Below are 18,989 nucleotides of genomic sequence, written 5' to 3'. Positions count from 1 at the left end.
GGCGAACTGATGACTCCTGAACTGACCATGCTTGGCTGTACCCTCGTGCTGGCCCTGGTGCAAATCCTGCTGCCCGCGCTGTTCCGCACGCGCGAAACGGGTACGGCCTATAACGTGAGCGCGCGCGACGGCGGCGGCCCGCCCGTGGGCAAGATCACGGGCCGCCTGCAGCGGGCCCAGGCCAACCTGTTTGAAACCCTGCCCCTGTTTGCTGCCGCCGTGCTGATCGCCCACGTCACGGCACAGGAAAGCGCGCTGACCCTGTACGGCGCCGCCCTGTACCTGGCCGCGCGCGTGCTGTACCTGCCCCTGTACGCGTTTGGCGTGCCCGTCGTGCGCACGCTCGTGTGGTGCGTGTCGATCGCAGGCTTGCTGATGCTGTTCTGGGCCATCCTGTTCGCTTCCTGACATCCTGCCCTGGCGGTGTCGCCGCTGATCTCGCGGATGAAAGACCCGCTGGCGCAACTGCAGCAGCTGGGCGGCGGCGCGCCATCCTGCCCCCGCCTGGTGCTTTTACGGGCGACAGGCCAGCCGTTGGCGAGCGCGTGTACGTGACCGCGGACGCGGCGATTTCCCCCGTTCGCGCTAACTGCTGAGTGTCTGGTACTTTTGGTGGAAAACTGAAAGTAACTATGCCACCACGGGCGGGACTCATCCTACATGCGCTTTTGCCATCCTCCTATTTCTTGTGCCCTATGCGCGCACTAAGATGACGGTTCCCTTGCCATGCGAGGGGAAAGAATTGCATGTTTTGCACTGTTTTCTGATTCCATCGTTCAAGGAGATCATCATGGCCACATCGAGCGACAATAAACAGCAAGGTAGTAAAACGGGCAGCAGTAGCAGCGGCGGCAGCAAGCAAAGCGATACCAGCAAACGTGGCTTTGCTTCCATGGACCCCGCCCAGCAACGCGAAATCGCCAGCGAAGGGGGGCGCGCCGCCCATGAAAAGGGCACGGCCCATGAATTCACGTCGGAAGAAGCGCGCCGCGCAGGCAGCCAAAGCCACAAGAACGATGCCAACCGGCAAAGTGCCGCCAGCTCCGGCGGTACGCGTGACAACGCCAGCCTGAACCAGGATGCCAACCGCGACAGCGGCAACAAGCAAAGCGGCGGTGCGGGTTCGGGGTCGTCCGGCTCGCGCAACAAGTAAGCGCAAGTCGGCGGAAGCAGTAGCAAGGCAGGCCTGGCCAGCGGGAATCGCGTATTTCCGCTGGTCACTTGCAGCGCTGTCGGCCGCGAGAAAAATTTTGATGCAATGCAGCAGGCATGGACTATGATGAAGTAGCTGCTCCGGCCATGGCGCCTGCGCCGGGCCATGGCCGACGCAATGACCTTGTAATTACCTTGCAATCACCTCGCAGTCAACTCGCATACACGATCAGGGAGAAGATGATGGGAAACTCGAATATGCCGCAGCCCGGCAATAGCCAGGGCGGCACGCCGTCCGCGGCAGGCAGCAAGCAAAGCACGGCCGAGTCGGCCGAAAGCTTTGTGCTGGTCGATAGCGAGCAGGGGCTCGATATCGGCGACGATCTGTTTTCCATCGGCGAAGTGCGGCGTGCCGACCGCTTGCCGCACCACCAGTCCGGTTCCGCCGGGCAGAGCCGGCAGAGCGCCGATGACGCCCCCGATACCACGGGCAGCACGGGTGTCTGAACTGTCCGCCTGCGCCTAATCCCCGGCCCATCCCCGCTGGGCCAGCTGCAAGACGTGTTCGCGCACGTCGGCTGGCCATTCCTGCACGCAGACAAGAAACGCTGGCTGCTTGCCGGCGAACAGGGCGCGGCTGGCTTCCTCAAAGCCCGGCGCATCGCCGGCCAGCGCATTCATGACTTTATACGCCGCTTCGCGCGCCTGGCGCTGTTCGTCGTGCGCCTTGTTGCCCCGTTGCGCGTGTTCCACCAATTTGCGCAAGGCCACGGAGGCGCCGCCCGGCTGGGTCGCCAGCCAGTCCCAGTGCCGGGGCAGCAGGGTGATTTCGCGCGCCACCACGCCCAGCTTCGGGCGGCCCGCCGTGCGCGGGGGCGGGGGAGCGTCAGCCTGTGCCGGCGCCGCTGCGCGCGGCAGGCGCTGCAGCACGTCGGCCAGGCTGCCGTGCAGGTTCAGGTCGACCTGGCTGCCGCTGGCGTCGTCGAAAATCAGGATTTGCGCATCGGGATCGCGCGTCACCAGTTCTTTCAAGGTTTGCGCCACCGCGTGCAAGGGGCCGGCGGCCACCTTGCGTTTGCCCGCGAAAGCGGTGAGCTGGGCTGTTGCCTGGGTTTGCGTGTGCATGTTTGCCTCCTTGGGAATGCAGGTAATTTTACCCGGGTTAAATTAAAAGTCAATAACACCCGGGTAAAATATGGCGGTTCGGCTATAGATCGACTCGCCCGTGTTCGCCCACGTCCTTCGGCGTCTCGCCCGTAATGGCGGCCTTGGCCATTTCAAAGAATTGCCGCATCTTGCTGGCGCTGCTATCCCAGTACTCGGCCGACTGGATGGTGACCTTGAGCAGCGACAGCTTGGGATCGTCGAGTCCGCCCGGGAACCAGGCCTTGACGAGGGGATTCCACAATTCCTCCGCCTTGGCCCGGTCCTTCAGCAACTGTGCGTGGCCGCAGACGGCTACATACAGGCTGTCGCCCGTGTCGACAAAGCTGACGCTGACTTGCGGATTGTTCGCCAGATCGCGCGTATAGGCGGCCTCATCCGAAACAAAGAACCAGATCTGCCCGGCATTGTCGACCTGCTGCTGCGTCAGGGGCCGGCTGGTGAGGGTGCGCATGTCGTCGCTGGTGGTCAGCATGCCGAATTTGACATTCTTGATCCTGGCCGCGAGGCTGGCCAGTTGCTCGCTGGAATATGATGGCATCGCTTGCTCCCGTGATGGTGGTCCTGAACAGCAGCATGGGCGGACGCGGCACGCGGCTCTGTACGGCACCTTACGTAGCGGCGCGCATGGCCGCTGTCCTGCCGCGCCATGTTTCAAAGCTGTTACAAAACGCCGGCCTGGCGGGGCATCCCATGTATTGACTTAATAAATGATAATCATTATCATTTGTTTGGAACTATGGGCATGGACTTGGATTGAAGGATGGGAATGAAGCACACTGACTTGTCGCGCCATCTGGCGCGCTCCCGGCCGGGAGCGGACCATGGGTAACGCGGGCGCCGCAGACAAGGCCAAGAACAATGCCAGCCGCGCCGTCTGGCTGAAGAATTTGCACCAATGGCACTGGATCAGCTCAGCGCTTTGCCTGCTGGGCATGTTTCTGTTTGCCATCACCGGCATCACCCTGAACCACGCCAGCCAGATAGAGTCGAAGCCGTCCATCACGCGCCAGCAGGCGACCATGCCGGCGCCCCTCGTGGCGGAACTGGCCGCCTATGCGGCCCAGCATGATGGCGCCAACGCGCCCATGCCCGCTGGCGCCGAGACCTGGCTCAGGCAGCAGTGGTCGCTCCATGCGGGCGGCCGTCCCGCCGAATGGAGCGCCGACGAAGTCTACCTGCCGCTGCCCAAGGCGGGCGGCGACGCCTGGGTGCGCATCGGCCTGGAAGACGGGGCCGCCGAATACGAGCTGACGGACCGGGGCTGGGTGTCCTGGCTCAACGATGTGCACAAGGGACGCAACACGGGCGTGGCCTGGAACTGGTTCATCGATATCTTTGCCGGCGCCTGCATCGTGTTTTGCCTGACGGGTTTATTGATTTTGAAGTTCCACGCGGCCAACCGGCCATTTACCTGGCCGATGGTTGGCCTCGGTATCTTGATACCCTGCGCGATCGCCTTGCTGTTTATTCACTGATCGTTTTTATTCTTCCTTTTTACAGGCACACCATGAAATTACGCTACTCCCTGGCGCTTGGCCTTCCCCTGATCGGCACTTCGGCGATGGCGGCCGACCTGGCCCTCAAGCTTGAAATCCCGCAACTGAACGTGGCGGAATATCACCGTCCCTACGTGGCGGCATGGCTGGAAACGGCCGATCAAAAGGTCGTCGGCAACCTGACGGTGCTGTATGACGTGAAAAAGAAGGACAAGGCAGGCGAGAAGTGGCTCAAGGACATGCGCCAATGGTGGCGCAAGAGCGGCCGCGACCTGGCCATGCCCGTGGACGGCGTCAGCGGCGCCACGCGCGCGCCGGGCGAACATACCTTGACTTTCCCGGGCGCCAAGGCCTTGCTCGACAAGCTGCCGGCCGGCGAATACCAGGTGGTGGTGGAAGCGGCGCGTGAAGCGGGCGGACGCGAACTGGTGCGCGTGCCGTTCCAGTGGCCGCTGAAATCGGCCCAGTCCGTTCCTGCCAAAGGCAAGGAAGAACTCGGCAATGTCGTCGTCCAAATCAAACCATAAAGGCGCACCCATCATGTTCAAGCAACTGAATAAACCGCTGATCGCGCTGGCCCTGGCCGGCCTGGCCATGAACGCCCACGCCCACCGGGGCTGGATGGTGCCCTCGAGCACGATGGTGGAAAGCAAGGACGCCTGGGTCACGGTGGATGCCGCCGTGTCCGACGGCCTGTTCGAGATCGACCACCAGCCGCTGCGCCTGGACGCGCTGCAGGTCTTTGGCCCGGACGGCGCGAAAGTCACGCCGGCCAATACCCTGACGGGCCGGCTGCGCAGCGTCTTCGACGTGAAGATGGAAAAGCCGGGCACCTACAAGGCGGCCATCGTGTCGCAAAACGTGATGGGCAGCTACACGCTCAATGGCGAGCAGAAACGCTTCCGCGGCAACGAGGAAACCTTCAAGAAAGACCTGCCGGCCGATGCGAAAGACGTGAAAATCACGCGCACGGCAGCGCGCCTGGAAACCTTCTTCAGCAATGGCGAAACCAGCACGGAAGTGTTCAAGCCGACGGGCGTGGGCCTGGAATTCGTGCCCGTCACGCATCCGAACGACTTGCGCGCGGGCGAGAAAGCCACGTGGCGTTTCCTGATCGACGGCAAGCCGGCGGCGAACCAGGCGTTCAGCCTCGTGCCAGGCGGCGTGCGCTACCGTGGCGTGCTGGGCGAAATCCGCCAGAGCACCGATGCCAAGGGCGAGATCACGTTCACCGTGCCGGCCGCGGGCATGTATTACCTGAGCAGCACCTGGCCGGCGGCCGCGCCAGCCGTAGCCGGCCAGCCGCCCGTGATGCCGGAGCGCCGTGCCACCTACGCGGCTTCCGTGGAAGTGCTGCCGCAGTAAGCGGCGGCCTGTTCACCATCTTGCCGATGCGCCGGGTCCTGCTGCCCCAGCATATTTCCGACGAGGTCGCGCCGCCTGGCGCCGCGATCCGGGATTTGCGCGGCCTGTCGATGGGCACCAGCTGGTCGGTGCGCCTGCTGGAGTCCGCCATGCCGGGACGCGCCGGCAGCGCGGACCTGCAGCAGGGCTTGCAGCAGCAGCTGGACCTGGTCGTGGCGCAAATGAGCCACTGGAGCGACGAGTCCGACCTGGGCCGCTTCAACCGGGCCGAAGCGGGCAGCTGGCACAGCTTGCCCGCCGCGTTTTGCGAGGTGCTGGGCTTTGCCATGCACGTGTCGCGGGCGTCCGGCGGCGCGTATGATCCGTGCGCGGGCGCCCTCGTCAATCTGTGGGGCTTCGGCCCCCGCAACCGCTACGACCAGCCCGGCTTCCTGCCGCCGAAAGACGATACCGTGGCCCTGCTGCTGTCGCAGCGGCAACGCCGCCGCCTGGAACTGGACTTGCCGGCCCGTCGCGCGCGCCAGCCGGGCGGCTTGCAGCTCGATCTGTCCGCCGTGGCCAAGGGCTATGGCGTGGACCGCCTGGCCCGCTACCTGGACAGCCAGGGCATCCATCATTATCTGGTGGAAGTGGGCGGCGAACTGCGCGGCGCCGGCAGCAAGCCCGACGGCCAGCCGTGGTGGGTCATGCTGGAGCAGGTCGATGGCGCCGCCGATAGTGCCGAGAATGCACGGCATCCGCCGGAAATGCTGCTGGCGCTGCACGGCCTGTCCGTCGCAACCTCGGGCGACTACCGGCGTTTCTTCAAGGACGGCACAGTTCGTTTCTCGCACACCATCGATCCGCGCAGCGGCATGCCGATCGCCAATCAACTCGCTTCCGTCACTGTCGTGCACGCCGAATGCATGGCGGCCGACGCCTGGTCGACGGCCCTGACGGTGCTGGGTTTGGATGCCGGCATGGCGCTGGCCGAAGAGCAGGGCCTGGCCGCGCGCTTCCTGCAGCGCGACGGCCATGGCTACCACGAAACGCTGAGCAGCCACATGCTGGCCATGCTCGACGAATGAATATTTAATTCCATGATTTTTACGCACGATACGACGCGGCTGGCCTTGCTGGCCGCCCTGTCCCTCAGTTATGCGGGCGTATGCCTGGCGCCGTGGCTGCGCGCCCGCGCCAAGCGGCGTGCCGCCGCTGCCGCGAAGGCGGCGCCGGCCGACAGTCCCGCCTGGCTGGTGGCATATGCGAGCCAGACGGGCAATGCCGAGGAACTGGCCACGCAAACGGCGCAGAGTCTGCAACTGGCCGGCATTCCCGTGCGCCTGTGCGCGCTGGCCGAACTGACGGCCGTGGAGCTGCAGCAAGCGGAGCGGGCCCTGTTTTTGGTCAGCACCTATGGCGAAGGCGACGCGCCCGACAATGCGGCCGCCTTCATGGGGCGCCTGATGACGGGTGAACTGGCGCTGCCGCAATTGCACTACGCCGTGCTGGCCCTGGGCGACCGCAGCTATGGCCAGTTCTGCGGCTTCGGCCGCGCGCTGGACGCCTGGCTGGCGGCGCAGGGCGCGTCGCGCCTGTTCGGGCACATCGAGGTCGACCGCAGCGCCGGCACCGCCATCGAAGAGTGGTTCCAGCACCTGAGCCACCTGGCCGGCACCAGCGACGCGCCGGACTGGAGCGCGCCCGCTTTCGGCGACTGGCGTTTGACGCACCGGCAGTTGCTCAATCCCGGCAGCGCCGGCGGCGCCATCTATCATGTGGAGCTGGCCCCCGTGGCTGGCAGCCTGCCGGAATGGCAGTCGGGCGACCTGGTGCAGGTGGCCGCGCCGGCCGATTCCACCCAGCCGCGCGAATATTCGATCGCCTCGATCCCGCGCGATGGCGGCGTGCACTTGCTGGTGCGCCAGCATGCGCATCCCGATGGCAGCCTGGGCCTGGCCTCGGGCTGGCTGACGGCGCAGGCGGACGTCGGCGCCGTGGTGCAGCTGCGCCTGCGCCAGCACCGGCGTTTCCGCCTGGAAGACAATGCCCGGCGTCCCCTGATTTTGATCGGCAACGGCAGCGGCATCGCGGGCTTGCGCGGCCATTTGAAAAGCCGCGTGCTGGCGGGACAGCGGCGCAACTGGCTGATCTTTGGCGAGCGCAATGCGGCCCACGATTTCCATTACCGCGAAGAGATCGAAGGCTGGCATGCCAGCGGCGATCTGCCGCGCCTGGACCTGGCGTTTTCGCGCGACCAGGCCGAGCGCACCTACGTGCAGGACCGCCTGCGCGGCAATGCCGACGAAGTCAGACTGTGGCTGGAGCAGGGCGCCGCCATCTACATCTGCGGCAGCCTGGCGGGCATGGCGGGCGGCGTCGACCAGGCCCTGCAAGACATGCTGGGCCGGCCCGCGCTCGACGCGCTGGCAGCCGAAGGACGCTACCGGCGCGACGTCTACTGACGTTTCCGGCCGCTGCCAGCGCGTTCGCGCGCGGGCGGCTATGATGGCTGTTTCATCCAAGGAGAGCCATCATGAGCGACAGTATTTACGACATTCCCTTGCGCCGCATCAATGGCGACCCTGCGAGCCTCGATGCATACCGCGGCAAGGTGGTGCTGGTGGTGAACGTGGCGTCCGCCTGCGGCCTGACGCCCCAGTACGAAGGACTGGAAAAACTCTATGCCGACAAGCAGGCCCAGGGCCTGGTGGTGGCCGGCTTTCCCGCGAATGAATTCGGCGCCCAGGAACCGGGCAGCAATGCCGAGATCGCGGACTTTTGCCGCGGCACCTTTGGCGTGCAATTTCCCCTGTTTGAAAAAATCGTCGTCAAGGGCCCGGGCCAGCATCCGCTGTACCAGCGCCTGGTCGAGCAGCAGCCGCGGGCGCAGGAAAAGCCGGGCAGCGATTTCCGCGCCAAGCTGGCCGGCTACGGCATCACGCAGGAACGCCCGGGCGACGTGCTGTGGAATTTCGAGAAGTTTCTGATCAGCAGGGAGGGCAAGGTGGTGGGACGCTTTGCGCCCGACACCACGGTCGACGATGCGATCCTGCGCGAGGCCATCGAGCGCGAGTTGCAGGCCTGATCCGCGCCAGGCATAGGCACGGGCGGCGCCTGCCGCCCACGCTTTATTCGGCGGCGTCCAGCGCGGCCGGTTCCATCTCGCCGCTCACTTCCTGCAAGCCGCGCGCCAGGCTGGAGATGCTGGGGTTGTCGATGAAGACGCAGCGCTTGCCCGTGCGCTTGCAGTAATCCTTGACGCGCCAGTAGGCGCTGTGGCTGATGCAGCCCGTCTGGCAAATCACCAGGTCGGCCGCCGCCAGGCTCGAATCGAGCAGGTTGGCATTGTCTTCCAGGCCCCCGTCGTGGTGGGCGAACTGCGCGCCCACCCGCTCGATCAGGGCGCGGTAGGTGGCGACATTGCCGCTGCGTCCACCCACGCACAGCACGCTTTGATCGACGAGGCGGATCGGCATTTTCAGCTTGCCGCCCGTGGGCACTTCCAGCCTGGCCGCCGGTGGCGGCACGGCAGCGCCCGGACGGGGCTGCGCCTGTTTCAATTCCGCGATTTGCTGGCGCAATTCCTTTTCGCGCTCATCCATTTGCGCCAGGCGCTCGACCAGGCGCGTGCGCGATTCCAGCGCCGGGATGGCTGCCTGCAATTGCGTCAACTCGGCGCGCAAGCCGTCGATCACGCTGTCCTTGCCGATCGATTCGGCGCGCGTGCGCAGCAGAACGGCTTCCTGACGTTCCAGCTCGCCCGTTTTTTCCGTCAGCATGGCCTGGCTGCGCTGTTGCAGCTTGGCCAGTTCGTGCGTCAGGCGTACATTTTCTTCCTGCAAGGCCGTGAACTTGCCCATGTCGGCGCGCACGCAGGCGCCCGCCTGGTGCTGGATCATGTGCAAGTCTCTGCACATCTGTTCTTCCAGCTCCGCGTCGCAGCGCGGGTGCGTCAGGCCGGCCCAGAAGGCGCCCGACACGTCGCCGTTGGCGACGGCCGTGCGCCACAGTTGCGCTACCTGCCCGGTGGTCTTGGCGCCGCGAAAGCGCAGGATCACGGGAGCGTAGCGGCGTTCGAGTTCCTTTTGCAGCGCCTCGGACAGGCGGTTGCGCGCGCCGCATTCCGTCACGGCGCCCACATGCACTTCGTAGTCGTCGGCCAGCACGCGCCCGCCCGTCATCTTGCCCACCAGTTTGCGCAGGTATCCCAATGGCAAGCCCACGCCGACCAGCGGGCAATGGCAGGTGTGCGACAGCTCCCACAGCCGCCGGCGGCGCGAAGCGAGCGCCGCCGTTTCGGCCTCGCCGCTGGAACAATTGCTGATCACGGGCAGGGACTTGTCTTTGTCACACATGGCGATATCCTGTTAGGCGGTGGGGTATTGAAGAGAAGTTATTGCGGCAGGGGTGAGGCAGGGCGCTTGGCGCTCAGCATGCGTGCCAGGCGCTCGAACAAGGTGGTCTTCGCTGGCATGGGCTGATGCAGCGCCACCAGGGTGGCCCATTGCTGCGACAGTTGCTGGCAGGTCGCTTGCAGCACGGGGCCCAGGTCGGGCGAACCGGACAGCGCTTGCAGGTGGCGTTCGATGACGCCCGCCAGTTTCTCGCAGGGACTGCCCGCATGGTAATGCGACATCAGGTGCAGCACGGCCGACAGCAGCAATTCAGGCTGCTGGCCCTGCGGAGAAGGAAACATCGGGGAAGGTCGGTCGTTCGCCATCAAACACTCCTGTGCGGTGGTTTGGCTGGCTGCGCGCACGGGGCGCGACTGGCTGGCGAGTGTGGTGACTGGCTGCCGTGCTGCTTCAGGCAGTCAGGATCAGCTTGTTCAATTGGGTAACGCGCAGGCGATAGATCTTGCCGCTGTGCTCAATCTCCACTTCGCGGCCCTGCTGCAGCAGCGCTTCGCTGGTGATGCGGCGCGCCGGCTGGGCCATGCTGACGGGAGGACGGACGTGGGCGGTAGCGGCATCCTGGATCAAGGCTGGTTTTGAGCTTTGCATGTTGGGCTTTCTTTATCTCAGTTGAGAATGATTCGTATTTGCATTATTGTTGAATGTGGCCCGAAAAGCAAGGCTTATTTGTGTGGAATCCGCGCTTTTTTGCGCTGGCGCGGCACGCTGGAGGAGAGGGCAGCCGCAGGCGGGGCGCGCAAGGGCGGGGCGGCAGCAAAAAAGACCCGGCAAGGCGTTTGCGCGCCTTGGCCGGGTCAAGCCTGTGCCAAGCTTGAAGAAATCGGAGTGGGGTTTAAATGGTGGCCAGCAATTGCGCCGCGGCGGCCGTTGCGGTGGTGTCGGCCTTCAGCTTGGCGGCGGCCAGCTGCTTGGCGCGCGAGCGCGAGGGCGGCAGGCGGCGCAGGGTTTTCAGGGCGTCCGGATCCTTGATGCCGATCGTGCGCTGGTCGACCGTGATCAGGCCGATCTCATTGAAGGCGGACAGGGTGCGGCTGACCGTTTCCAGGGTCAGGCCCAGGTAGCTGCCGATTTCATGGCGCGTCATGCGCAGGTTGAACAGCTTGCTCGAATAGCCCATCTGCGCAAAGCGGTCGGCCAGCGAGACGAGGAAGCGGGCCACGCGGGCTTCGGCGCTGAGGGCGCCCAGCATGCCGATCATGGCTTGCTCGCGCACCAGTTCACGGCTCATCACGCCGTACATGACGTTTTCCAGTTCCAGGTGGACACGGCCCAGTGCCGTCAGCTTCTTGAACGGCAGCAGGATCAGGTCGCAGTCGGACAGGGCCACCGCTTCGGACGAGTAATGGCGCGAGTGGATGCCGTCGACGCCCAGCATGTCGCCCTTCATGGGAAAGCTGAGCACCTGTTCATTGCCGAATTCATCGATGAGCACGGTTTTCAGGAAGCCCGAATTGACGATGTACAGGGTGTCGAACGGCTGGCCGATCGTATGCACGCGCTGGCCTGTCTTGAACTGCACGTGCTGGAACAGCAGTTCGTCGGCGGCGATGGTGCAGGCACTGGAGATATGCAGCAGGTCGCACACCTCCTTCAGGTTCGACCAGAGCCGCCCCTGGCGCTGGCGCCCCGCTTCCATCGGAGACGAGGGGGCCAGCGATGGTGCTGCAGGGCGGGTTTCAGGCGTTTGCGTGGACAGCATGTTCATCTCCTGGTGACAGGTAGTTCAGAGTTGAATGACGGAGTGCGCAAGGCGGCGGGGCGGCAAAGGGCCGGCGGCGCGCGTCCTGGCAGGTAATGCTCAATTCGCTGAAGACTTGCTGTGTGATGAAGTAACTTCCCAGCAACTTGATTACTGGTTTCAGTATGCCAACAATCGTATGCAATTAATATCAGCAGTGGCTGAATATGGCAGTAGGAGCTGTGGTAGCTGAAGTAGGATTGTTCCTACTGTCGGCGCGCGGGCGCGCGCCGCCGGTTTCACGTCTTGAAGGGGGAGAGCAGGCGGTGCGCTACGGCGTACTGGACCATTTCCGACAGCGAACTCATGCCCATCTTTTGCATGATGCGCGTCTTGTGCGTGCTGACCGTTTTCACGCTCAGGTGCAGGTTGTTGGCAATTTCCGTGATCGACTTGCCTGCCACCAGCAGGGAAAAGACTTCGAATTCGCGGTCCGACAGCTGTTTGTGCAGCAGGCTTTCATTCGGCATCATGATGTTGAGCACGAGTTGCTCGGCCACCTCGGCGCTGATGTAAGGGCGTCCCGACGCCACCTTGTGGATGGCGCCCACCAGCTGGGTGCCCGCGCTTTCCTTGGTCAGGTAGCCTTGCGCGCCCGCGCGGATGGCGCGCACCGCATATTGCTCTTCCTCGTGCATGGTGAGGATCAGGATGGCCAGCTTGGGCGCCTCGCTGCGGATTTGCCGGATCAGGTCGACGCCGCTGCGCCCCGGCATCGACAGGTCGAGCAGCAACAGGTCGAAGCCGCCCTGGCGCACGTGGTTGAGCACTTCAAAACCGTCGATGGCTTCGCCCACGATGTCGATGTCCGGCGCGCCGTCGAGGATGCGCTTCAATCCTTCCCGCATGATGGTGTGGTCGTCGGCAATCACAATACGTATCATAGGCGCGCAATCTGGAGGCGTGTAATCTGCTGTGTCCGTTACCGGACAATTAAATGTTAAAAAACGGGAAACGTTGTCATTTTAACTGAAATGGCCGCACGTTTGCCTTTTTGCTGTACCTGCCGGTAACAGCGGCCCCCGTGGCCATGTGACCGTTTATTTCGGTGCGGGTTCCTTGATCAGCCTGTGCACGAGCACCGGCAGTTTCGAGTGCGACAGCACCTTGTTGGTCACGCTACCCAGCAGCAACTGCCCCCAGCCGCTGCGGCCATGCGAGCCCATGAAAATCAGGTCGCATTGCTGCAATTGCGCCACTTCCACGATTTTCAGGGCCGGGCTGTCGGAAAAGGCCGTCAGGCCCGTCGCCACCAGGCCCCGCTTGGCGGCCGCGTCGAGGATGGGCTGCCAGTGGTCGGCGCCCGCCTTGCGCATGGCGATGCGGTATTCCTCCTCGCTGGGATAGCTCGGCGGAATGATTTCGATGTACACCGGGTATTGGTATTCGGGCGCCACGTACACGGCAAGGATGTCGGCGTGCATCTGCTCGGCAAAGGCAACGCCGGCACAGGCCGTCAAGTTGGAGACGGTGGAGCCGTCCGTGGCGATCAGAATTTTCTTATACATGGCAGGTCCTTTGGCGGTGACTCAGCGCGCGCAACGCCTCTTATTGTAGACGCGGCGGCAGCATTGTATTCATGTAAAGACTTGATAATTATCAATACTACTGCACCTTCAGTATAGACAACATTGGCAGAAAGATCGTGTTTGGCTGCGCGGAGTCCGCCTGGCGCCGTTGCGCAGGCGCCCGGGCACAGGATTTCTTGTGCGGCGCGTGGTCTTGCACGCACGCCAATGGTAGTATTTCAAAATACAACAGCAGGAACACTTATTTCCTGGTGGAAAAGCTCTTGCGGGCCAGCTTTGCACCAGGAAGCGCGTTTTGAGATTTACCAACAGGGCGGCGCCCTGCTACACTCGCACCATCGCAGCGGTATTGCCTCAAATCATCTTAATCGAGAAATTGTGGGTATCAGTCTGTAAAACGCACAGTTCAGGCGGAATTTTGACAAATTATGGAGAAGCAGGGATATGACCAACGCCGCTGATGATTTCGATGCATTATTCGATGAAGTATCTGCGCAAAGCGCGGCCGCTCCCCAGCCCGCGCCGGCCGCCGCGCCCGCAGCCGTGATCGCGGATGACGATTTTGACGCGCTGTTCGATGCGGTCTCGGCCAGCGCCGCCGTGCCGGCAGCCGCCGCGGCGCCAGTCGCCGCCGCGCCAGCCGCGCCGGAAGCAGCGCCCGCCGCCGCAGGCGCGCCGGACGAAGCGGCCGATCCCGTCGACCAGTCCGACAAGCCCATGTTCGAGCGCCTGGGCGGCATCGTGCGCCTGCTGCACGATTCGCTGCGCGAACTGGGCTACGACAAGGCGCTGACGGAAGCGTCGTCGCAGATCGTCGACGCCCAGGACCGCCTGGAATATGTCGCCACCCTGACGGAGCAGGCCGCCAACAAGGTCCTGAATACGCTCGACGAAGGCATGCCGGCGCAGGACGTGCTGTCGAAGAAGGCGAAGGACATGGACGGCCGCTGGACGGCGCTGTTCGATGGCAAGCTGAGCCTGGAAGAATTCAAGGCCCTGGCCGGCGATTCGCGCCAGTTCGCGCAAGCCGTTGCGGAAGCGACGGAAGCGGAAAAAGCGCGCTTGCTGGAAATCATGATGGCGCAGGACTTCCAGGACATCACGGGCCAGCTGATCAAAAAAGTGGTCAACATCACCAAGACGGTGGAGCACGAGCTTGCCCAGTTGCTGCGCGACAACGCGCCGGCCGAAGTGCGCGAGAAACTCGCACAGAAGCAGGACGCGCCGCTGATGCAGGGCCCGTCCGTGCCGTCGGTGGCGTTGGACCAGGATAATGTAGACGACCTTCTTGCGGATTTGGGATTCTAATGGACGATATGCTCAAGGATTTCGTCGTTGAGGCGATGGATCTTGCGGTTAATGTTGAAGAGCACTTATTGCGCCTCGAGCGTGATCCGGACAACAAGGAAACACTGAATGCCGTGTTTCGTTCCTTCCACACCATCAAGGGCGGCGCCGGCTTCATGGGCTTGCCCGCGCTGGTGGCGGCCTGCCATCTGACGGAAAACCTGTTCGACGCCTTGCGCACGGGCGCCGCGCCGGTGACCCCGATCGCCATCGAGGCGGCGCTGCAGGCGTCCGGCTTCGTGGCCGACCAGCTGACGGAGCTGGCCAATGGCGCCGCGCCGGAAAGCTTGCCGGCCATGCCGGAAGAGCTGGAACACATCCTGACGAACGCCATCGAAGGCAAGGGCATGGACGCGCCTGCGCCTGCCGCCGCCGTGGCGGAAGTGGCCGTGGCCGTTGCCCAGGTGGCCGAAGCGCCTGCCGCCGCCACTGCCGCCGCCACGGCCAGCGCCGACGGCCTGGACTGGGAAGGCATGTATAACGCCGTCGTGCCGGCCGGCAGCCAGGTCGCTGCCGCACCGGTGGCCGCCGTGGCCGCTGCACCTGCCGCGGTGGCCGCCGCGCCTGTTGCGGCTGCCGCCAAGCCCGCTGCCAAGGCCTGGGATGGCGCGGAACGGCGCGAGGAACGCCCGGAAGTGCGCCATGCCGCGCCCGTCAAGGAAGACAGCATCCGCGTCGACGCCGTCAAGCTCGACGCCCTGCTGGAAGTGGCCGGCGAATCCGTGCAGGCCGCCAACCAGGCTGCCGTGCTGCTCGAGCGCTTGCTGCAATTCAAATTCGAAGGCCAGGCCGCCACCTTGATGGCGACCCTGGCGGAAACCCTGGAACGCGCGTCGCGCTACTCGACGGAACTGCAGCGGGCCACGCTGGCCACGCGCATGCAGCCCGTGGGCCGTTTGTTCCAGAAATTCCCGCGCCTGGTGCGCGAACTGGCGAAAGACCTGGGCAAGGATGTCGAGCTGACCATCGAAGGCGCGGAGACGGAAGTCGACCGCGTGGTGGTCGACAGCCTGTACGATCCGCTCGTGCACATGCTGCGCAACTCGCTCGACCACGGTGTCGAATCGCCGGAAGCGCGCCTGGCTGCCGGCAAGCCCGCCAAATCGTATATTTCGCTCAAGGCATGGCAGGAAGCCAATAGCGTGATGATCGTGCTGCAGGATGACGGCAAGGGCATGGACCCGGTCTTCCTGCGCAGCAAGGCCCAGCAAAAGGGCCTGATCAGCGAAAACGCGCAGTTGAGCAACGACGAATGCTTCCAGCTGGTGTTCCTGCCGGGCTTCTCGACCAAGGAAGTGGCGTCCAGCGTTTCCGGACGCGGCGTGGGCATGGACGTGGTCAAGACGGCCGTGGAGAAGAACCGCGGCGCCATCCACATCGAGTCGGCGCTGGGCAAGGGCACCAAGTTCGCCATCCGCCTGCCGATCGAGCTGTCCATCGTGCCGACCATGCTGGTCTCCACCTCGGGCGCCGCGCTGGCGCTGCCGATGGCGGTGGTGCAGCGCGTCGTCGAATTGCCGGAAACCTTCATGGAAGTGGGCGGCGCGCCCGTGCTGAAAGACCAGGGCCGTCCATTGCCCGTACGGTCGCTGGCCGGCGCCCTGGGCTACGAGTCGTGCAGCGAGCGCGTGGGCATCGTGGTCGCCGCGCCGCAGCCGTACATCCTTGCTGTGGAAGCCGTCGATGGCACGGCCGACCTGGTGATCAAGCCGATGACGGCCATCACCGTGGAAGGCATCACGGGCACGGCCCGCTCGGCCGAAGGCGAGCTGGTGCTGGTCGTCGGCCTGTCGTTCCTGATGGACGGCTGCCGCAGCAGCGTCCGCTTGGCGGCCTGAGGACGCCTGACAATATCGTTGTACTCATGAGAAAGCCCGCTACGTGTAGCGGGCTTTTTTTATGGCGCCGGCGGCGTCAGATGTTATCCGGACGTAATGTGCCGCCTTCCAGCCAGCGCTGCACGCGCACGATTTCCTGGGCGCGCGCAGCCTCGTCCTTCGGCGGCGGCAAATATATGTCGGGCATGATGCCATCGAGGTCGACCTGCAGGTGCGGCAGGCGGGCCGAGCGCGAGGTGGCGTATTGCAGCTGGCGCACGCCGGACGGCAGCGCGTGCAGGCGCAGGTTGGAATAGTCGAGCGCGCCATGGCTGTTACGGCCGATCAATTTCACGTGAAAACTTTGCCGCGCCGCCAGCAGGAATTCCTCGCAGGAACTGGCGCAGTCGCGGTCGATCAGCACGGCCACGCGCACGGGCCGGCGTGGCTCCGGCGTGTCCTGGCGCGCGTAGCTGACGAGGTCGGCGCCGTTCTGCGCCACATACTCGCCCGGCTTGACGGAGCGCATCTGTGTCACGGCCTGGGCCGCAAAGTCGGCGCACGCCTTGTCGCCCGGCGCCAGCAAGGCGCAGACGCTCTCTTGCCCCGCGATATTGGCAGGCGTGGACAGCCATTCGGCGCCCAGCCTGACCGTTTCGTCCGAGCTGATCCATTGCAGCAGGGGTGCATAGGTGCTGTCGCTGCCGCCGCCGTTGCGGCGCACGTCGAGGATCCAGTTGGGGCGTGACGCCAGCGCCGCGCGGTGCGTGTCGAGCAGGGTCGCCACGGCGGCGCGGTAGCGGCCGTGGAAGCTGGGCAAGTTCAGCAGCACGGTATTCCCGGACAAGACTTGCAGCGACGGTTCCTTCGATGGTGCAGGCTGTCCCGGCGCGGCAGGCTGGGCGGGGGATGGCTTGGCCACGTCCTGCGCGCTGCCGCCTTTCACGTGCAGATGGCCCTTGCGCCACATGCCCACATAATTTTCCAGGATGGCATTGCAGGCCTTGTCGTCGGCCGCACTGGCCGCCGCCGTGCTGGCCGTGGCCAGCGCCAGGTCGAAGTAGGCCTGGCCCTTTTGCGCCAGGTGGGCGCGTGCGCCCGTATCGTTTTCCAGCAGGAATGGTGGGATGGCGCGCAAGTCCTGCACGCACAGTTCGCCCGGCGTGGCCGCCGCCGCATGCGCGTTGGCCAGGGTGAGGGCGGCCAGCGCCCAGGAATGCAGTTTCATTCAGGTCCCCATCGGTGGTGGGCGCGTGCGGAGGCGCGCGCCGCTGATTATTGTCGAAACACAATACACGAAAGATTGGGAAGAAAGTATCGGTTTCTGCCCTCGCCGTCAGTCCTTCGGCAGGCTGCATGCGGATGGGCTTGTAATGTCGCCGGGGAGGCGATATCGGCAATTTCCAGCTCATATCCAACAAGGCGGCCAAACTTTGTATCGCCAATCCCACGCTTTTGCCTGTTTCGGTTCTGTATTCCCTGATATATGGCATAATCCTTGTGGATCACCGTAGGACTTGGTATCACTTGATCACTTAAACAGGCTGTGGCAACGCTGCATATATCATGATGAAGACGCTTTACGACAAACTTTGGGAATCCCACGTTGTGCGGGCCGAAGATGATGGCACGACAATTCTGTACATCGACCGGCATTTGCTGCACGAAGTCACCAGCCCGCAAGCCTTCGACGGGCTAAGCGTGGCCGGCCGCCAGCCATGGCGCATTTCCGCCAACCTGGCCGTGGCCGACCATAACGTGCCCACCACCAGCCGGGTCGACGGCATTGCCGATCCCGTCTCGCGCCTGCAGGTGGAAACCTTGGACAAGAATGCCAGGAACTATGGCTTGACGTACTTCAACATGAACGACAAGCGCCAGGGTATCGTGCATGTGATCGGCCCCGAACAGGGCGCGACCTTGCCCGGCATGACGGTGGTCTGCGGCGATTCGCACACGTCCACGCACGGCGCGTTCGGTGCGCTGGCGCACGGCATCGGCACGTCCGAAGTGGAACACGTGCTGGCCACGCAGACCCTGCTGCAAAAGAAATCCAAATCCATGCTGGTGCAGGTCGACGGCGCCTTGCCGGCCGGCGTGACGGCCAAGGATATCGTGCTGGCCATCATCGGCAAGATCGGCACGGCCGGCGGCACGGGCTACTGTATCGAGTTCGGCGGCTCGGCCATCCGCGCCCTGTCGATGGAAGGCCGCATGACGGTGTGCAACATGGCCATCGAGGCGGGCGCGCGTGCCGGCATCATCGGCGTGGACGACACCACGATCAACTACGTCAAGGGCCGCCCGTTTTCGCCGGCCGGTCCGCACTGGGAGCGCGCCGTGGCCTACTGGCGCACCCTGCATTCGGACCCTGGCGCCCGTTTCGACCTGGTCGTCACCTTGAACGCGCAAGACATCGTGCCGCAAGTGACCTGGGGCACCTCGCCTGAAATGGTGATCGGCGTCGATGGCCGCGTGCCCGATCCCGACCAGGAAAAAGACAGCGTCAAGCGCGATGCGATGGAAAAGGCGCTCGTCTACATGGCATTGAAACCGAACACAGCCATCGAAGACATCCGCATCGACAAGGTCTTCATCGGTTCCTGCACCAATTCGCGCATCGAGGACTTGCGCGCGGCCGCCGCCGTGGTGCGCGGCAAGCACCGCGCCTCCAACGTCACCCTGGCGCTGGTGGTGCCCGGCTCCGGCCTGGTGAAAGACCAGGCGGAGCGCGAGGGACTGGACCGCATCTTCAAGGATGCCGGTTTCGAGTGGCGCGAGCCGGGCTGTTCCATGTGCCTGGCCATGAATGCGGACCGCCTGGAACCGGGCGAACGCTGCGCGTCCACGTCGAACCGCAACTTCGAAGGCCGGCAGGGGCAGGGCGGCCGTACCCACCTGGTGTCGCCCGCGATGGCGGCGGCGGCGGGCATCGCCGGCCACTTTGTCGACGTGCGGGGATTGCGATGACGGCAGGGACT

Annotated in this window: 21 protein-coding genes; 12 read left to right on the top strand and 9 right to left on the bottom strand. The window is 64.4% G+C overall.

Annotated elements, in window-relative coordinates; all coding sequences use genetic code 11:
• Positions 1-9 precede the first annotated feature (9 nt).
• From GCN74_RS12220 to GCN74_RS12210, 3 genes are all read left to right on the top strand, one after another.
• Positions 10-408 (top strand): MAPEG family protein, encoded by a 399-nt coding sequence (locus GCN74_RS12220; protein WP_152256933.1) that lies wholly within the window; start codon positions 10-12, stop codon positions 406-408.
• Between the two features lie 382 nt (positions 409-790).
• Positions 791-1,153 (top strand): KGG domain-containing protein, encoded by a 363-nt coding sequence (locus tag GCN74_RS12215; RefSeq protein WP_152256932.1) that lies wholly within the window; start codon positions 791-793, stop codon positions 1,151-1,153.
• 242 nt (positions 1,154-1,395) lie between these two features.
• The gene (locus tag GCN74_RS12210) at positions 1,396-1,659 is read left to right on the top strand and encodes a hypothetical protein (protein ID WP_152256931.1); all 264 of its coding nucleotides are present in this window, start codon (positions 1,396-1,398) and stop codon (positions 1,657-1,659) included.
• 15 nt (positions 1,660-1,674) lie between these two features.
• On the opposite strand, the gene GCN74_RS12205 is transcribed toward GCN74_RS12210, so the two are convergent.
• Both GCN74_RS12205 and GCN74_RS12200 read right to left on the bottom strand, forming a co-directional pair.
• A complete protein-coding gene (locus GCN74_RS12205) occupies positions 1,675-2,277 on the bottom strand; it encodes a DUF2239 family protein (protein ID WP_152256930.1) in 603 nt (200 codons plus the stop codon).
• A gap of 82 nt (positions 2,278-2,359) precedes the next feature.
• Positions 2,360-2,857, bottom strand: coding sequence for a pyridoxamine 5'-phosphate oxidase family protein (locus GCN74_RS12200; protein ID WP_152256929.1), 498 nt, complete (start codon positions 2,855-2,857; stop codon positions 2,360-2,362).
• Positions 2,858-3,140: 283 nt separating this feature from the next.
• Between GCN74_RS12200 and GCN74_RS12195 the strand changes: the two genes are divergently transcribed.
• The 6 genes from GCN74_RS12195 to GCN74_RS12170 all read left to right on the top strand — a co-directional run bounded on the left by GCN74_RS12195 (position 3,141) and on the right by GCN74_RS12170 (position 8,247).
• Complete coding sequence (locus GCN74_RS12195; RefSeq protein WP_152256928.1) at positions 3,141-3,794, top strand: PepSY-associated TM helix domain-containing protein; 654 nt, start codon at positions 3,141-3,143, stop codon at positions 3,792-3,794.
• A 32-nt stretch (positions 3,795-3,826) separates the two neighbouring features.
• Positions 3,827-4,342: a DUF2271 domain-containing protein gene (locus tag GCN74_RS12190; protein WP_152256927.1), complete on the top strand. Its 516-nt coding sequence runs from the start codon at positions 3,827-3,829 to the stop codon at positions 4,340-4,342.
• Positions 4,343-4,355: 13 nt separating this feature from the next.
• Positions 4,356-5,180 carry a DUF4198 domain-containing protein gene (locus GCN74_RS12185; protein WP_152256926.1) on the top strand — a complete coding sequence of 275 codons (825 nt, stop codon included), beginning with the start codon at positions 4,356-4,358 and terminating at the stop codon, positions 5,178-5,180.
• Positions 5,181-5,206: 26 nt separating this feature from the next.
• On the top strand, positions 5,207-6,247 hold the full coding sequence (locus tag GCN74_RS12180; RefSeq protein ID WP_152256925.1) for an FAD:protein FMN transferase: 1,041 nt from the start codon (positions 5,207-5,209) through the stop codon (positions 6,245-6,247).
• Positions 6,248-6,259: 12 nt separating this feature from the next.
• Positions 6,260-7,624 carry a sulfite reductase subunit alpha gene (locus tag GCN74_RS12175; protein ID WP_152256924.1) on the top strand — a complete coding sequence of 455 codons (1,365 nt, stop codon included), beginning with the start codon at positions 6,260-6,262 and terminating at the stop codon, positions 7,622-7,624.
• Between the two features lie 71 nt (positions 7,625-7,695).
• Positions 7,696-8,247 carry a glutathione peroxidase gene (locus GCN74_RS12170; RefSeq protein WP_152256923.1) on the top strand — a complete coding sequence of 184 codons (552 nt, stop codon included), beginning with the start codon at positions 7,696-7,698 and terminating at the stop codon, positions 8,245-8,247.
• Positions 8,248-8,290: 43 nt separating this feature from the next.
• On the opposite strand, the gene GCN74_RS12165 is transcribed toward GCN74_RS12170, so the two are convergent.
• The 6 genes from GCN74_RS12165 to GCN74_RS12140 form a co-directional block, all read right to left on the bottom strand.
• Positions 8,291-9,517 (bottom strand): DUF2325 domain-containing protein, encoded by a 1,227-nt coding sequence (locus tag GCN74_RS12165; RefSeq protein WP_152256922.1) that lies wholly within the window; start codon positions 9,515-9,517, stop codon positions 8,291-8,293.
• Between the two features lie 38 nt (positions 9,518-9,555).
• Positions 9,556-9,882 carry a hypothetical protein gene (locus GCN74_RS12160; RefSeq protein ID WP_152256921.1) on the bottom strand — a complete coding sequence of 109 codons (327 nt, stop codon included), beginning with the start codon at positions 9,880-9,882 and terminating at the stop codon, positions 9,556-9,558.
• A gap of 85 nt (positions 9,883-9,967) precedes the next feature.
• On the bottom strand, positions 9,968-10,165 hold the full coding sequence (hemP, locus tag GCN74_RS12155) for a hemin uptake protein HemP (RefSeq protein ID WP_034750559.1): 198 nt from the start codon (positions 10,163-10,165) through the stop codon (positions 9,968-9,970).
• Between the two features lie 244 nt (positions 10,166-10,409).
• On the bottom strand, positions 10,410-11,213 hold the full coding sequence (locus tag GCN74_RS12150; protein ID WP_152256950.1) for a Crp/Fnr family transcriptional regulator: 804 nt from the start codon (positions 11,211-11,213) through the stop codon (positions 10,410-10,412).
• 341 nt (positions 11,214-11,554) lie between these two features.
• Positions 11,555-12,199, bottom strand: a complete 645-nt coding sequence (locus GCN74_RS12145; protein WP_034750556.1) for a response regulator transcription factor — start codon at positions 12,197-12,199, stop codon at positions 11,555-11,557.
• Positions 12,200-12,355: 156 nt separating this feature from the next.
• A complete protein-coding gene (locus GCN74_RS12140; RefSeq protein WP_152256920.1) occupies positions 12,356-12,823 on the bottom strand; it encodes a universal stress protein in 468 nt (155 codons plus the stop codon).
• A gap of 465 nt (positions 12,824-13,288) precedes the next feature.
• Between GCN74_RS12140 and GCN74_RS12135 the strand changes: the two genes are divergently transcribed.
• Positions 13,289-14,152, top strand: a complete 864-nt coding sequence (locus GCN74_RS12135) for a protein phosphatase CheZ (protein ID WP_152256919.1) — start codon at positions 13,289-13,291, stop codon at positions 14,150-14,152.
• Positions 14,152-16,029 (top strand): chemotaxis protein CheA, encoded by a 1,878-nt coding sequence (locus GCN74_RS12130; RefSeq protein WP_152256918.1) that lies wholly within the window; start codon positions 14,152-14,154, stop codon positions 16,027-16,029. Before GCN74_RS12135 ends, GCN74_RS12130 begins: the two co-directional genes overlap by 1 nt.
• 76 nt (positions 16,030-16,105) lie before the next feature.
• Here GCN74_RS12130 and GCN74_RS12125 read toward each other — a convergent pair whose 3' ends face one another.
• Positions 16,106-17,236, bottom strand: coding sequence for a S41 family peptidase (locus tag GCN74_RS12125; protein WP_152256917.1), 1,131 nt, complete (start codon positions 17,234-17,236; stop codon positions 16,106-16,108).
• 338 nt (positions 17,237-17,574) lie between these two features.
• On the opposite strand from GCN74_RS12125, the gene leuC reads away from it, so the two are divergent.
• Entirely contained in the window at positions 17,575-18,978 is a 1,404-nt protein-coding gene (gene leuC, locus GCN74_RS12120; RefSeq protein WP_152256916.1) for a 3-isopropylmalate dehydratase large subunit, read from the top strand.
• The last annotated feature ends 11 nt before the right edge of the window (positions 18,979-18,989 follow it).

Source organism: Janthinobacterium sp. FT14W, from assembly GCF_009208755.1.
Classification (GTDB): Bacteria; Pseudomonadota; Gammaproteobacteria; order Burkholderiales; family Burkholderiaceae_D; genus Janthinobacterium; species Janthinobacterium violaceinigrum.
This window is presented reverse-complemented; position numbering and strand designations above follow the sequence as displayed.

Excerpts from the sequence above, each read along its gene's own strand:
- GCN74_RS12160 (WP_152256921.1), bottom strand. The coding sequence starts at position 9,882 with ATGGCGAACGACCGACCTTCCCCGATGTTTCCTTCTCCGCAGGGCCAG.
- GCN74_RS12175 (WP_152256924.1), top strand. The coding sequence starts at position 6,260 with ATGATTTTTACGCACGATACGACGCGGCTGGCCTTGCTGGCCGCCCTG.
- GCN74_RS12180 (WP_152256925.1), top strand. The coding sequence starts at position 5,207 with ATGCGCCGGGTCCTGCTGCCCCAGCATATTTCCGACGAGGTCGCGCCG.
- GCN74_RS12210 (WP_152256931.1), top strand. The coding sequence starts at position 1,396 with ATGGGAAACTCGAATATGCCGCAGCCCGGCAATAGCCAGGGCGGCACG.
- GCN74_RS12125 (WP_152256917.1), bottom strand. The coding sequence starts at position 17,236 with ATGAAACTGCATTCCTGGGCGCTGGCCGCCCTCACCCTGGCCAACGCG.
- GCN74_RS12195 (WP_152256928.1), top strand. The coding sequence starts at position 3,141 with ATGGGTAACGCGGGCGCCGCAGACAAGGCCAAGAACAATGCCAGCCGC.
- GCN74_RS12150 (WP_152256950.1), bottom strand. The coding sequence starts at position 11,213 with ATGGAAGCGGGGCGCCAGCGCCAGGGGCGGCTCTGGTCGAACCTGAAG.
- leuC (WP_152256916.1), top strand. The coding sequence starts at position 17,575 with ATGATGAAGACGCTTTACGACAAACTTTGGGAATCCCACGTTGTGCGG.
- GCN74_RS12185 (WP_152256926.1), top strand. The coding sequence starts at position 4,356 with ATGTTCAAGCAACTGAATAAACCGCTGATCGCGCTGGCCCTGGCCGGC.
- hemP (WP_034750559.1), bottom strand. The coding sequence starts at position 10,165 with ATGCAAAGCTCAAAACCAGCCTTGATCCAGGATGCCGCTACCGCCCAC.
- GCN74_RS12145 (WP_034750556.1), bottom strand. The coding sequence starts at position 12,199 with ATGATACGTATTGTGATTGCCGACGACCACACCATCATGCGGGAAGGA.
- GCN74_RS12200 (WP_152256929.1), bottom strand. The coding sequence starts at position 2,857 with ATGCCATCATATTCCAGCGAGCAACTGGCCAGCCTCGCGGCCAGGATC.
- GCN74_RS12205 (WP_152256930.1), bottom strand. The coding sequence starts at position 2,277 with ATGCACACGCAAACCCAGGCAACAGCCCAGCTCACCGCTTTCGCGGGC.
- GCN74_RS12190 (WP_152256927.1), top strand. The coding sequence starts at position 3,827 with ATGAAATTACGCTACTCCCTGGCGCTTGGCCTTCCCCTGATCGGCACT.
- GCN74_RS12135 (WP_152256919.1), top strand. The coding sequence starts at position 13,289 with ATGACCAACGCCGCTGATGATTTCGATGCATTATTCGATGAAGTATCT.
- GCN74_RS12215 (WP_152256932.1), top strand. The coding sequence starts at position 791 with ATGGCCACATCGAGCGACAATAAACAGCAAGGTAGTAAAACGGGCAGC.
- GCN74_RS12220 (WP_152256933.1), top strand. The coding sequence starts at position 10 with ATGACTCCTGAACTGACCATGCTTGGCTGTACCCTCGTGCTGGCCCTG.
- GCN74_RS12130 (WP_152256918.1), top strand. The coding sequence starts at position 14,152 with ATGGACGATATGCTCAAGGATTTCGTCGTTGAGGCGATGGATCTTGCG.
- GCN74_RS12165 (WP_152256922.1), bottom strand. The coding sequence starts at position 9,517 with ATGTGTGACAAAGACAAGTCCCTGCCCGTGATCAGCAATTGTTCCAGC.
- GCN74_RS12170 (WP_152256923.1), top strand. The coding sequence starts at position 7,696 with ATGAGCGACAGTATTTACGACATTCCCTTGCGCCGCATCAATGGCGAC.
- GCN74_RS12140 (WP_152256920.1), bottom strand. The coding sequence starts at position 12,823 with ATGTATAAGAAAATTCTGATCGCCACGGACGGCTCCACCGTCTCCAAC.